A 12,695-nucleotide genomic window follows, 5' to 3' on the forward strand; every position below is an offset into this window, starting at 1 on the left:
CAGTCCGTATTGTTGCTAATTTTAGGACAGTATATTGTGATTTTTATGGGTTTTGTCTAAGGGGGGAAATTGTTAGATTGATCTGCATAAAATCAAGACAGGGCGTATCGATGGGCACATTTAAAAATCAAAGAATTAGCGCATTTTGGCGCAATAAAATTTTTGTAGCATTCTTGCTATCATTGCCTGTGGGTTCTGCTTTTGCAACAGATAATGGAATTTCTGTAGATCAGTCGCCATATCAGAATCGTCCTGTTTTAAGCGATTTTACAGCGGCTTCCTGTCCTGATAATCCAACAAGTTTGGCCCAAATTAAAGGTAATCTATATCGACATACCACTGGCGCAGGCTTAGCCGTACACAGTGGTTTAGTCCTGATTACCAAAGAGGGTGCTTTGGTGATTGACCCTGCGATGACTTGTACATCAACATGGTTAAAAGATGAGATTAAAAAACGTTTTGGTGTACCTGTAAAATATGTGATCTATACCCATGCGCATGCTGATCACATCAGTGGTGGTCAGATATTTAAAGCGGATGGTGCCACCATTGTTGCCAATCAACGTACTATTGAACCGATTGTCGGAGAAAAGTTGCCAACAGCATTGCCTGATCGAGTTTTTGATCAGGATATGAAAATTAGTCTTGGAGGGGACGAGGTTCTACTACATTACGTCGCGCCAAGCCATTCTGACAGTATGGTCATGGTACTTTTTCCCAAATATAAAGCACTGCAATGTACCGATGTCTGTGAAAGTAAAAGTATGCCGTACAATGATTTCTTAGACTTTTACTACACGGGATGGATTGACACCTTGGACTGGGTGATCAAGCAAGATGTCGATTTTATTGATGTTGGACACTATAGTCCTGCAACGCGAGACGATCAGATAGCACTGCGTCATTATATTATCGATTTACACCAACAAGTACTGGATTTAGTCCGTGCAGGCCAGTCATGGGATCAACTTTATCGTAACGTGAAATTTAGCTCCGATGTTCAGAACTGGATTGGTTTCAGTAGCATGAAAATGCCAAATATTCAGGGGATGTATCGTTGGGTGAGTAATCATCGCAGAGGAAACTGGTAAGGGATGATCCATGTGTCATCTCTTTCAGAGGTCAGTATAAGGTCGATGAGGTTAGATTGAGCTGATTTCGATGCGATCTAAACAAGAAATGGAATGATGTTAAAGTGTTAGAAATTAAAGACCTAGAAACTTTTGTATATGCTGTTGAGAACTCTTCCTTAACTATTACCTCTGAACAACTCGGTATTGATCAGTCCACTGTGACTAAACGAATTAATAATATCGAACAAAAACTCAATGGAAAGCTATTCAATCGTAAGAGTCGCCCTTTACAGCTGACTCAATTGGGTGAAAAAGTATATTTTAAAGGACGCTATATTCTTGAGCAGATGCAGCAGTTAGAACACTTTCATTTACAAGAAGAGGCTTCATTCCAAGAAAAGATTAAAATCGGAATTCCTGTCACCTTGGTAGATGATCTATGTGAATATGTTTATAAAAATTATAACAACGATCACTATCTGGCCGAAGTAGAAATACAAAGTGGATGGGGACGAAGTTTGATTCAACAAGTGGCAGAAGATGAATTAGCACTTGCCATTGTCATGATTCCATCGAATATTCATTTTGCCAATGAGTTACTGTTTATGAATATTGGGACTTTGCCTCTAGTGATTGTCTCAATGAGGAGTGGAGTTAAAGAACATAGCAGTCTTGAACGTTGCAGTAAAAAAGGTTGGGTGATACATCCTGAAGGATGTTGCTTTAGAGAAAGTTTAAATAAAAAATTAAATGAGCAAAGATTACCTCTATATGCAAATAAAGAAATTTTTGGGGTAGAGGCTCAATTGAATAGTATTTTAAATGGTGATGGATTGGGAGTTTTCCCCAAACCTTTTTTTGATCAACATGCTATCTTTAATCCAGATCTGGAAATTGTAGCAGTCAACGATTTTAATATCAGTTTAAATGTGGGGATTATTTACGCAGATCAGCGGTATTTAGAGGAGGTGAATTATTTTGCAAGAATCTTAAAAGCGCGATATTTTAGTAGACAAGAATAAGCTAACTGAGCTTGGCGATTATGAGGATAAAGTTCACTCTGCAAATTTTTGAAGGAGAGTTCAAGCTATAGGTTTCAGCTAATGTATAAAAATAATGCATTAAAATTAAAAATAGTTAGGGCAGAGACATGAGAAGAATACTAAGTTTGATGTCTGTTCTGATTGTCTCCATGGCAGTTTGTGCAGATGAAACGCGAGCAAACAAGGGTGGAGAACAGTTAACTTCTACAAACCCACGATTAGAAAAAAATAAGAATTCACTGATTAAGCAGTCTACCAAAAAAGCAGATATTGATGATGAGGTCGATACACAGGCGTTAAAACTGGGTGGAATACACCGCAGGGAAGATGCCAGACAATATCTGGAGCAAAAAACTGAAATGGAACAAAGTTATGCGCAGTTGGATGATAAATTTCAAAATCAGAAAGCCTCACCTACTGTGATGACACAGAAATAAGCGATGTTCGAGGTATTGCAATAATTGATCGCATTGCTACCGTTCACCATAGGTAATTGGAATAATGATGAAACAAGAGGAGAATTATTTGATGTGAACCACTTACTGTAAGATGAAGTATTGCAAAGGAACTGAAATGAGCACAAATTATTGGGAAGAGGTATATCAATCTAAACAAGCCGATCAGGTTAGTTGGTATCAGCAATATGATCATAAAACACTAGCACTGATCCGATCTCAGAATCTATTACCTGATGTAAAACTTATTGATGTTGGAAGTGGGGCATCCCTATTAATTGATCAACTGATCGAGGCAGGCTATAAAAATATACATGTGCTTGATTTATCCGAAACAGCCTTGAAGACAACACAAACCAGATTAATTGAGAAGAATTTGGATAGCAGTCAAATTCATTGGCTCGTTGCAGATGTTTGTACAGTTGGTCTGGCTGCTCAGTTTTTCGATGTATGGCATGATCGGGCTGTATTTCATTTTATGGTGACAGAAGAGCAACAAGCGCAATATCTAAAAAATGTACGGCATGCCTTGAAGCCAAGCGGATTGATGATTCTGTCTACGTTTGCCGAAGATGGCCCAACACAATGTAGTGGTTTAGCAGTAGAGCGCTATAATGTTGAAAAGTTAGTGCAGAGACTTGGCAGCGATTTTAGCTTATTGCATCAGGTGCTTGAAACACATATTACCCCTTGGGGTGCAGAACAAAAATTTCTAAATACTATGTGGCAGTTTAAAGGCCAAAATTAAACTGAGGATAGTCCGAGTTGATCAGCGGCAGGCAGTTATAAGCATGCCTTGTGTCGTCATATTTGGTTTAATGCTGGAATTCGGATGCGCTCATTTTGTCCTGAGCCTCTTGTAAATGGCTGAAAATTTCATTGAGAGTTTAGCAATGTATTAATTCCTAGATATTGGAACTCAGACAGATGCCAGATGAATCATTTTGATACGTTTACCTGTGAACTGTAACTGCTTGGTTAATTAAATATTAACGAAATTTATAATTTCAAGGTCAATTTCAATAGGTTAGTGATTTAAAAAATAAAAAGATAATACTTATAACTCTTGTTACAACCATTTAGTCGACAATTTATTGAAAATTTCCCATAGTCCTATGAACTATACATATTGGGAGAACTGTTATGGATAAGATTACAGTCATCGTCAAGGACCAAGAAGAAAACGAATCGATTGTCGTTGCGCAGCTCAATGATTTAGAAGATCAAGATATTCCTTTTTTTAAACGGGTTGAACATATTGAAGTAGAAGGAAATATCATTTTTCCAAATATTGACCTATTGTTTGAAAGCAATGCAGATGGAAAAATATATAGATTAGTTGCACCTGTGAATGATAAAAGATTTATTTGAACTTAATCCTGTTATTCAATGCGATAAAAAGACCCACTTATGCTGAATGTCTAAGCGGGTTTTTTTATTTGGATCATTTAAGAAACACTTGCAGAATACATTTAGCGTGGGAGAGAAATGCTAAAGAGCTTGCGGATTTATTGTCGTTATACAAGCGCTTTATATCGCTAGCGTCATATGAAATTTATCAATGTTGTCACGAGTGAATAGGATTCAAGCCTTTAACAATGTCATTAAATGCCGAACCATTGAGCCAAAAAGATTTCTTTAGAAAAAGGGTGGTCATAATACTCTCTGCTGCTTCACTATTTTGGTTGTCGCAAAATAGACCATAGCTTTCACCTAGCACAGTGTTGTTCTCGATCAGGCGAATAAAGAAAGCATGTTGTTCGTCAGCATAACCTAGAATAGCATCACGTTGATTGTTCATTTTTCATGTCTCCACATCAAAAATATTTGAATAAAACCTAACTGCTGAGAGATCAAATATATTAGTGAATTAGATCAACAACTTAACATTTAAATATTGCATTAAAAACTATAAGTTATTCATTTAAAACATTAATTTTGGTTTGTCCTACATCCGTGTCTAAGTGAAACAAGTCAAAATCTGATCTATGGAATTTATTGTTATGCAAAATTTATTGTACGTCAACTTGAATTTGTAACTTTTTCAAGTTAAATTATTTGCAAGTACTTTAAACTTGGGTAAGGGGGAGTTATGTCTAAAAAAACTGAATTTGAGCATGGCGGTGCCAGAAGCAATGCAGGGCGTAAGGCAAAATTCAGCGAGCCAACCAAAGTGATTCGTGTTCCTGAGTCCCAAGTTGATTTCATCAAAAACTGGTTACTGAATAATGTCAAAACCGATGCGCGTACCGATTTAACGAGTTCGATGAAAATCCAAAATGTGCAGGCTAAGAATGACCGAATTTATCATATTCCGCTGGCAACGGAACGTGTTGCTGCTGGTTTTCCTTCGCCTGCCCAAGATCATGTTGAACAAGCACTGGATTTAAATGAATTTTTAATTCGTAACGAAAATTCGACTTTTATTGTCAAAGCTAATTCACTGTCAATGTTGGATGCAGGGATTGATATTGATGATCCTCTGGTGGTAGATCGCAGCCTTGCTGCTAAGTCGGGAGATATTGTGATTGCCTTGATTGACAATGACTTTACTGTCAAACGGTTAATGGTTGACCATCACTTTAGTCCACCTAAAGTCTGGCTGAAAGCCGAAAATCCTGATTATCAGAATATTTATATTACAGAGGGGCAAGAGCTACTGATCTGGGGCGTTGTGACCTATAACTTAAAGCCAATGAGGTAACTCAATGAGCCTGCCACAACGTATTTTTGCTTTGATTGATGTGAATAACTGTTATGTCAGTTGTGAACGTGTGTTTAATCCAAAGCTGGAAAATCGTCCTGTGGTCGTTCTGTCAAATAACGATGGCTGTGTGGTTTCTCGTTCTTATGAAGCAAAGCAGCTCGGCATTCGAATGGCCGTTCCTTTTTTTCAGATTGAAGAGATTATTGGTCAGCATCAAGTACAGGTCTTTTCCAGTAATTATGCTTTGTATGCGGAAATGTCACGCCGTTTCATGAATATCTTAGGCAGTTTTGTAGATCCGTGCGAACAGGAAGTGTATTCGATTGATGAATGCTTTTTAGAGTTGACAGCTTATCAACACAGTTATGATTTAACCCAATACGCTCACAAGATTCTAGATACCGTCAAAAACTGGTTAGGTCTACCATGCTGTATCGGGATCGGTTATTCCAAAACCCAAGCCAAACTTGCTAATCATTTAGCTAAAAGTCATAGCTGTTTTAACAGTGTGTGTAATATCGTGGCTGAAGACCCGTGCGTGATTGAAGACTTGTTACAGCAGATACCAGCGGGCGAAGTGTGGGGCGTTGGGCGGAAGATCCGACAGCGCTTAGAAAAAATGAATATTTGTTCGGTGATGGACTTGGTTCAAGCTGATCCGAAAATGTTGGGCAAGTATTTTTCTGTAGTGATGGAAAATACTGTCAAAGAATTACAGGGCATGGCCTGTTTAGAGATTGAGGATGTAGTGAGTGATCGACGGCAAGTGTTAAGTAGTCGCTCATTTGGCCAGCCGATACAAGATAAAAATGACTTAAGTGGCGCACTCACTGAATTTAGTTTACGTGCAGTTGAGCGGTTAAGGCAGCAAAAACTACTGTGCAAAGCCATTGGGGTCAGTATTCGAACCAATCGTTTTAACAAAGAGCAATATTATCGCCCTTATACGGTGGTGTATCTATCTGACTATAGCGATGACCGTTTAGAGATTATCAAGGCAGTACAGCAGGGACTTGACCGTATTTATCAAGGCGGACATCGTTATAAAAAAGCGGAAGTGATTTTGCTGGATATTATTCCACAACATAGCCATGCTGTAGATTTATTTCACGATACTGATGAAGTGATTGCTCGGCGTAAGCTTTCCGTGGCCTTCGATGACATTAATGAGAAATTTGGACGGGATACCATGAAGCTGGGGCGCTTGATCACTCCACATGGGCGAGCATGGCAGATGACGCAAAAGCATAAATCACCGAGTTATTTGACCCAATGGGATCAGGTTTTAAAAGTTAGATAGCATCCGTATGTATCGGAGATCATGACTAAGCCCTTATTTACTGATGGTGGTGAGCATAATAAATCATTGATCACGGTCACATTTTTACACTAAAAATATGAGTTGATAATGTGAGCTGATGTTTTAAGATGAATAGCACTTCAATATTTTGGGGATAATTTATTTGGATATGATGACGTCTGTTGAACGAAATAGGGATATTGATCAGCTGATTCAAGCGGTTTCAGATTTGGCTGTACAACAAGGCGATCATATTTCTGCGATACCTCAACTTTCTTTTCATCATCGAATGCATCCAACCGACAGCACCCATTGTATTTACAATTTGGGTGTTGGTATGATTTTACAGGGACAAAAAGAGGTGGTGATTGGTGATGAGCATTATCTTTGTCGTGAAGGGCAGAGTATCTTGACCACTATTGATTTGCCCGTAACCTCACATGTTGTAAAGGCTTCTCCACAGCAACCATTTTTAGCGCTCTTATTATTACTTGATCTGCAAATGGTCAATCAAATGGTGGCAGACATGCCTGTAGAGGCTTTAAGCGTATCAGATGAGAGCCAGCATTCTTTTTCGGTGCAAGTTGCAGATCCTTCCTTAATTGATGCCTTTTTGAGGCTGGTTCGTGTTTTAGATGAACCTTTGATGTTGCCGCATTTAGCTCCTTTAATTCAAAAAGAAATCATTGTCAGAGTGTTGAATGGCCCACACGGTCGGTACTTACGTCAGTTAGTGAAATCAGGTTCGGCAAATCAGAAAATTCATCAGGTGGTGAGTTGGTTAAAGCATCATTATGTGCAACCTATGCGGATGGATGATTTAGCGGATAAGGCCTTTATGAGTCCTTCAACTTTTAGGCAACATTTCCGTGCAGTGACGGGCATGAGTCCATTGCAATACCAAAAGCAGTTACGGTTACAGGAAGCGCGGCATTTGATGTTTAACCAAAATGTTGATGCAGGACGAGCTGCTGGGTTAGTGGGATATGAAAGTGCGTCTCAGTTTAGTCGAGAATATAGCCGTTTATTTGGCGAGTCACCGCAGCGGGACATTCAACGCATGCGACAAGGTTTATAATTATTTATTTAAAAGAGATTGTACTTATTTTCATATTTCATATGAGCTCAGATGTGCGAAGAGGTAGGTGATGCGATGTATGCGTCAGATCAAACCAAAGAACAAATTAAAGTATTAGCCAATAAAGTTGATGGACTCGTTCAAATTGAAGATTTCCAAACTGAGATTGCAGGTTTTTCTTTACATCGGCGTATAGCCAAACAGTCTATCCATTGTATTTATGGACTCGGTCTAGGCATTGTCTTGCAAGGGCAAAAAGAGGTGCTGATTCGCGATAATGTGTATCGCTATGGGGCAGGTCAAACCATGCTCACCACCATTGATTTACCCGCAATTAGTCGAGTGACGCAAGCCTCGTATAATCAACCTTTTTTGGGGATGATGCTGTCATTAGATTTAAACCTGATTATTGAAACCGTACAGGTATTAGATGACAAGATTAAACTTAAAAACCTGCCTGCATTTTCAATCGAAAACCTTGATCTTGCATTGGTCAATGCATTGACACGTTTAGTCGATTTGATTGAAGAACCGAAGATGATTGATCAACTTGCGCCCATCATCAAGCAAGAAATTGTACTCCGTTTACTGGTTGGACAACACGGTGTTTATTTACGTAATTTGGTCAAGGCAAGTGTGTCAGATCAACATGTTTTCAACGTGATCCATTGGCTAAGAAATAATTTTCTGCAAGAAAACTGTATACAAGATGCTTTTGAGCAAGCACATATGAGTGCAGCGACATTCAGAAATCATTTCAGAGACATTACGGGTATGACGCCGCTGCAATATCAAAAACAATTGAAATTACAAGAGGCTAGAAAACTAGTGTTATCACAATCCATGAATATACAGCAGATTGCTGATCGGGTTGGTTATGAAAGTCAGTCACAATTTATTCGAGAATATTCACGCTTATTTGGTAATACGCCAAGTCGAGATCTACCACAGTAAAACCTCAGAATAGGCAAACTATTTTTAAAAATAGGCAACTTTGATTGTAGGTCGTCTCTAAAATGGGATGATCAGCAAAGAGAACTTTGCTTACTCTTTCCTATATTCAGAGGTGATGAAATGGAAGCAGTCAAAATCAAAAATACCTATTGGGATATTGCCGCAGATTTATATTTTCCACCTACTTTTGATCAAACTAAAAAATATCCAGCAATTATAAGTGCACATCCAATTGGTAGTTGCAAAGAGCAGACCTCGGGCAATGTTTATGGGGAAGCACTCGCTAAAGCGGGTTTTGTGGTGATCGCATTTGATGCCAGTTTTCAGGGAGAAAGTGGAGGAGAAGCTCGTTATATCGAAGATCCGTCGTTACGTGTTGAAGATTTTCGCGTTGTGGCAGATTATCTGGTTACGCTGGATTATGTCGATGAAAATCGAATTGGTGTTTTAGGTATTTGTGGTGGCGGTGGGTACTCGATCAACGCAGCCATGACAGAACGTCGGATTAAAGCGGTAGGGACAATTACGGGTGCAAACTATGGACGTGTAATGCGCGAAGCAAGTGGTGGTAATCCGATTGCATTTTTAGAGGCGATTGCAGCTCAGCGTACAGCGGAGGCAAGAGGTGCTGCACTTCGGGTGGATCAAGGCTTGTATCCAACGGTTGAAGCAGCCAAAGCGGATCATGCCGATATTGATCCGTTAGAAGCGACGGAGTATTACCGTACTGCACGGGGCGAAAAGCCAAATGGTGTGAATAAAACGCTGTTCTCTCACAACGCTGTTGCTGTGGGTTGGGATGCATTTCATTTGGCAGAAATCTTATTGACTCAACCCCTGATGATTATTGTGGGGAGTAAGCCTGGAGGTTTTGGTGCCTATCGTGATGGTTTTGAAATTATCAATCGTGCTGCCTCAAAAAATAAAGAATTGGTGGTGGTTGAAGGTTGGTCTCATTATGACCTCTATGACAAAGCAGAGCCGGTCAAAATTGCTTTAGATAAGCTGATTCCATTCTATCAAGCCAATCTTTAATTCTGGCTTGTTGTTCAAAAAACGGTGTTTTGAGTTGGTCGGGCGACTGATCAACTTTCTATTTTTGCAAAATCCTCTACTAGAGTTGAATGGTGGTATGTTCAGTGAATTCTAAGTTATTCCAGTCTTTTCAATTAACTGCAGATTTGAACTTACGCAATCGAATCGTCATGGCGCCAATGACAACTTGGTCAGCAAATAGAGATAGTACGATTTCCGCTCAGGAACTTGAGTACATGCGTAAGCGTGTGAAAGATGTTGGGTTGGTGATCACAGGCTGTACACATGTGCAAGAAAGTGGGATTGGCTTTACCCGCGAGTTTGCTGGTTTTGATGATCGCTTTATACCGAGTCTGACCCAATTGGCTCAAGCAGCTAAAAGTGGCGGAGCACCTGCAATCCTACAAGTTTTTCATGCTGGTATGAAAGCGATTCCAAACTTGATTCCTCATGCAGATATTGTCAGTGCGAGTAGCTTGGCAATTACTTCGGGACCGTTTAAAACTGAACAACTTTCCAGTCGGGCATTATCTCACGATGAAGTTTTGCAATTGATCCATGATTTTGGTGAAGCAACGCGTCGAGCGATTGATGCTGGATTTGATGGGATTGAACTGCATGGTGCACATGGCTTTATCATTCAAAACTTTTTTTCACCTTTATATAACCAACGTGATGATGCATGGGGCGGTTCATTAGAAAAGAGGATGGCATTTCCTCTAGCAGTGGTAGCGGAGGTGCAACGTGTTATTCAACAACATGCACAGCGCCCTTTTGCATTGGGCTATCGTATTTCGGTTGAAGAGTATGAAGACAATGCTTTGTCTATTGCAGACAGTCTGGCGTTGATTGACCAATTAATTGCAGCTGATATTGATTATCTACATGTGTCTTTAGTCGATGTGCTTCATTCGATGCCTAAGCATGATCTTCAACAACAGCTTAGCATCCACCATGTATTAAAGCGGGTGGCAGATCGAATTCCTGTGATTGCGGCAGGTTTGTTACGTACACCTCAACAGGCTGAACAAGCTTTAGGTCTAGGTTTGCCGCTTATAGCGATTGGTAAGGCTTTGGTGATGAATCCAAATTGGGTGGCGTTGGCACAGCATGGACAATTCGATAATATTACACTTGAATTGAATCCTATTGATGTGCCTGAACTAAGTATTCCCGATCTGCTATGGCAGGAAATACAAGAAAGAGAAGGTTGGTTCAAACTACGTCGCACAGAAACGATTTAAGCCATGAGTGAGGATCAGACGATGATTGCAGAAAACACCTATGATGTTATGACAAGCTAAATTTTGTTGATGAAGCCGTAAAACAGTTAACAGCGTTCTTTAGCGCCAAGCTTTAATATAACGCGATAAAAAAGACAGGTGCTTGGTCTGTCTTTTTTATCTTTGTAGGCTTTGAAGCGGTTATGCATACAGTTGTTGCGGTAATTTTTCCACAAGTTGATCAATCGCCAAACGGGTTTTAAGGGGCATGAAGGGCAGAGTAGGCCAAAGGACGTGGATTGGAAAGTCAACACTGGAGAAATTTGCCAATACCTGAATTAAGGTCCCTTGTTGCAGCTCGTAATGAATCAGCCAATCGGGTAGCCAAGCAATACCATGATGTGACAGGACCGTATTTTTAATCGCTTGCATGTCATTTAACAGCAATTTTGCTTGTGGTTTGATGGTATAGCTCTGTTTATGTTCATCTTGAAGATGCCACTTGGGTTGCTGTCCTGAATAGGGATAAGCAATCGTCGTATGCTGTTGTAGATCATCGAGCTGATGTAAAGCACTCGACTTTTCAAGATACTGTGGTGTTGCACAGAGCAGCATGCGGTGATCCCCCAGTTTTCTTGCAACCAAATGATGACTATCGGGCAGTGCACCAATCCGAATGGCCAAGTCAAAGCCATCTTCCACCAGATCTATGGTTCGATCATTCAAAGAGAGTTCGATTTGCAAATCAGGATGTTGCTGTGCAAGTTCAACCATTAGCGGTGCGACATACAGTTGTCCAAACAGTACCGGGGCTGAAATTCTCAATAGCCCCGTCGCATTGATTTTTCCTTGATCTAATAAACTTTCAGCAGTATCGATTTCTGCGAGCGCACGATGGCTATGTTCATAAAACAGAGCACCTTCCGTAGTTAGGCTCAGTGTACGAGTGGTGCGCTTAAACAAAGTCACGCCCAAGCGCGCTTCTAAGCGGGCGATACTCTTACTGACAGCTGAGCGAGTCAGATGCAATTGTTCAGCCGCGTTGCTAAAACTTCCTGCTTCAACCACGGTGACAAAGATTGAAATCGTATTGAGTTCAGTTTGCATTATTGTGGATTATTTGGAATCAATTAGTGGAAATAGTATCACTACTGGTGATTTAAATCTAATAGTAAGATAGCTCCATCAAAGATATGGAGTACAACGATGGCGAAAGTGCTGGTATTAAAATCAAGTATTATGGGTGATCAATCACAAACTAGTCGTTTAGTCGATGTATTTTTACAAGAGCGTGCTGAGAAAGGGTTGCAGGATGAGGTTATCATTCGTGATTTAGCAGCACTTAACTTACCTGTACTTGATGCCGAAATTTTCCAAGCGTTACGCGGTGCTGAAAATGTTGCAGCACCGATTCAAAAAATTATCCAGTTATCAGATGAACTGATTGCTGAATTGAAGGCAACCGATTTATTGGTCATCGGTGCGCCCATGTATAACTTGAATGTTCCAACACAGTTAAAAAACTGGTTTGATTTAGTGGCTCGTGCCCGTCACACCTTCCGATATACCGAAACTTATCCGCAAGGTTTGGTGGAAGAGGTCAAAGCCATTGTGATGACCAGTCGTGGTGGAATCCATTTGGGACAGGTAACGGATGCGGTGACGCCTTATCTCCAGTCTGTTTTAGGCTTGATGGGCATCCATGATGTGAATTTTGTCTATGCAGAAGGTCTGGATATGCCAGCGTTAAGAACAGATGCTTTAAAAGCCGCACAACAAAAGGCTCAGCAGGTTGCCATTTAAAAATTGATAAACCCTTTTACTGCT

At 40.1% G+C, this 12,695-nt stretch carries 14 protein-coding genes; 12 read left to right on the top strand and 2 right to left on the bottom strand.

Annotated elements, in window-relative coordinates:
* Positions 1-110 precede the first annotated feature (110 nt).
* The 5 genes from Aba26S_RS09180 to Aba26S_RS09200 all read left to right on the top strand — a co-directional run bounded on the left by Aba26S_RS09180 (position 111) and on the right by Aba26S_RS09200 (position 3,942).
* Positions 111-1,091: an MBL fold metallo-hydrolase gene (locus Aba26S_RS09180; RefSeq protein ID WP_043971574.1), complete on the top strand. Its 981-nt coding sequence runs from the start codon at positions 111-113 to the stop codon at positions 1,089-1,091.
* Between the two features lie 104 nt (positions 1,092-1,195).
* Positions 1,196-2,095, top strand: coding sequence for a LysR family transcriptional regulator (locus Aba26S_RS09185; protein WP_043971576.1), 900 nt, complete (start codon positions 1,196-1,198; stop codon positions 2,093-2,095).
* Positions 2,096-2,223: 128 nt separating this feature from the next.
* Positions 2,224-2,553, top strand: a complete 330-nt coding sequence (locus tag Aba26S_RS09190) for a hypothetical protein (protein WP_005243114.1) — start codon at positions 2,224-2,226, stop codon at positions 2,551-2,553.
* 136 nt (positions 2,554-2,689) lie between these two features.
* Positions 2,690-3,319, top strand: a complete 630-nt coding sequence (locus Aba26S_RS09195) for a class I SAM-dependent methyltransferase (RefSeq protein ID WP_043971579.1) — start codon at positions 2,690-2,692, stop codon at positions 3,317-3,319.
* Between the two features lie 395 nt (positions 3,320-3,714).
* Positions 3,715-3,942: a hypothetical protein gene (locus tag Aba26S_RS09200; protein WP_005243109.1), complete on the top strand. Its 228-nt coding sequence runs from the start codon at positions 3,715-3,717 to the stop codon at positions 3,940-3,942.
* Positions 3,943-4,138: 196 nt separating this feature from the next.
* Here the strand turns inward: Aba26S_RS09200 and Aba26S_RS09205 are convergent, their stop codons facing one another.
* Entirely contained in the window at positions 4,139-4,372 is a 234-nt protein-coding gene (locus Aba26S_RS09205; RefSeq protein ID WP_005243107.1) for a hypothetical protein, read from the bottom strand.
* Between the two features lie 291 nt (positions 4,373-4,663).
* On the opposite strand from Aba26S_RS09205, the gene Aba26S_RS09210 reads away from it, so the two are divergent.
* The 6 genes from Aba26S_RS09210 (at position 4,664) to Aba26S_RS09235 (ending at position 10,889) form a co-directional block, all read left to right on the top strand.
* Positions 4,664-5,275: a LexA family transcriptional regulator gene (locus Aba26S_RS09210; RefSeq protein ID WP_005243105.1), complete on the top strand. Its 612-nt coding sequence runs from the start codon at positions 4,664-4,666 to the stop codon at positions 5,273-5,275.
* Positions 5,276-5,279: 4 nt separating this feature from the next.
* On the top strand, positions 5,280-6,578 hold the full coding sequence (locus Aba26S_RS09215; RefSeq protein WP_005243102.1) for a Y-family DNA polymerase: 1,299 nt from the start codon (positions 5,280-5,282) through the stop codon (positions 6,576-6,578).
* A 169-nt stretch (positions 6,579-6,747) separates the two neighbouring features.
* Entirely contained in the window at positions 6,748-7,656 is a 909-nt protein-coding gene (locus Aba26S_RS09220; protein WP_043971581.1) for an AraC family transcriptional regulator, read from the top strand.
* Between the two features lie 51 nt (positions 7,657-7,707).
* Complete coding sequence (locus Aba26S_RS09225) at positions 7,708-8,610, top strand: AraC family transcriptional regulator (protein WP_005243099.1); 903 nt, start codon at positions 7,708-7,710, stop codon at positions 8,608-8,610.
* Positions 8,611-8,730: 120 nt separating this feature from the next.
* On the top strand, positions 8,731-9,645 hold the full coding sequence (locus tag Aba26S_RS09230) for an alpha/beta hydrolase (protein ID WP_005243096.1): 915 nt from the start codon (positions 8,731-8,733) through the stop codon (positions 9,643-9,645).
* A gap of 89 nt (positions 9,646-9,734) precedes the next feature.
* Positions 9,735-10,889 (top strand): NADH-dependent flavin oxidoreductase, encoded by a 1,155-nt coding sequence (locus Aba26S_RS09235; RefSeq protein WP_032865323.1) that lies wholly within the window; start codon positions 9,735-9,737, stop codon positions 10,887-10,889.
* Between the two features lie 180 nt (positions 10,890-11,069).
* Here Aba26S_RS09235 and Aba26S_RS09240 read toward each other — a convergent pair whose 3' ends face one another.
* Positions 11,070-11,975 (bottom strand): LysR family transcriptional regulator, encoded by a 906-nt coding sequence (locus tag Aba26S_RS09240; protein ID WP_043971583.1) that lies wholly within the window; start codon positions 11,973-11,975, stop codon positions 11,070-11,072.
* 99 nt (positions 11,976-12,074) lie between these two features.
* Here Aba26S_RS09240 and Aba26S_RS09245 point away from each other — a divergent pair, with 99 nt between their 5' ends.
* Positions 12,075-12,671, top strand: coding sequence for an NAD(P)H-dependent oxidoreductase (locus Aba26S_RS09245; RefSeq protein WP_043971586.1), 597 nt, complete (start codon positions 12,075-12,077; stop codon positions 12,669-12,671).
* The last annotated feature ends 24 nt before the right edge of the window (positions 12,672-12,695 follow it).

Origin of the sequence: Acinetobacter sp. NBRC 110496 (assembly GCF_000876115.1) — a bacterium.
Lineage (GTDB): Bacteria > Pseudomonadota > Gammaproteobacteria > Pseudomonadales > Moraxellaceae > Acinetobacter.

Coding starts and splice junctions, on each gene's coding strand:
- Aba26S_RS09215 (WP_005243102.1), top strand. CDS start 5,280: ATGAGCCTGCCACAACGTATTTTTGCTTTGATTGATGTGAATAACTGT.
- Aba26S_RS09210 (WP_005243105.1), top strand. CDS start 4,664: ATGTCTAAAAAAACTGAATTTGAGCATGGCGGTGCCAGAAGCAATGCA.
- Aba26S_RS09195 (WP_043971579.1), top strand. CDS start 2,690: ATGAGCACAAATTATTGGGAAGAGGTATATCAATCTAAACAAGCCGAT.
- Aba26S_RS09240 (WP_043971583.1), bottom strand. CDS start 11,975: ATGCAAACTGAACTCAATACGATTTCAATCTTTGTCACCGTGGTTGAA.
- Aba26S_RS09190 (WP_005243114.1), top strand. CDS start 2,224: ATGAGAAGAATACTAAGTTTGATGTCTGTTCTGATTGTCTCCATGGCA.
- Aba26S_RS09180 (WP_043971574.1), top strand. CDS start 111: ATGGGCACATTTAAAAATCAAAGAATTAGCGCATTTTGGCGCAATAAA.
- Aba26S_RS09245 (WP_043971586.1), top strand. CDS start 12,075: ATGGCGAAAGTGCTGGTATTAAAATCAAGTATTATGGGTGATCAATCA.
- Aba26S_RS09220 (WP_043971581.1), top strand. CDS start 6,748: ATGATGACGTCTGTTGAACGAAATAGGGATATTGATCAGCTGATTCAA.
- Aba26S_RS09230 (WP_005243096.1), top strand. CDS start 8,731: ATGGAAGCAGTCAAAATCAAAAATACCTATTGGGATATTGCCGCAGAT.
- Aba26S_RS09205 (WP_005243107.1), bottom strand. CDS start 4,372: ATGAACAATCAACGTGATGCTATTCTAGGTTATGCTGACGAACAACAT.
- Aba26S_RS09200 (WP_005243109.1), top strand. CDS start 3,715: ATGGATAAGATTACAGTCATCGTCAAGGACCAAGAAGAAAACGAATCG.
- Aba26S_RS09235 (WP_032865323.1), top strand. CDS start 9,735: ATGGTGGTATGTTCAGTGAATTCTAAGTTATTCCAGTCTTTTCAATTA.
- Aba26S_RS09225 (WP_005243099.1), top strand. CDS start 7,708: ATGTGCGAAGAGGTAGGTGATGCGATGTATGCGTCAGATCAAACCAAA.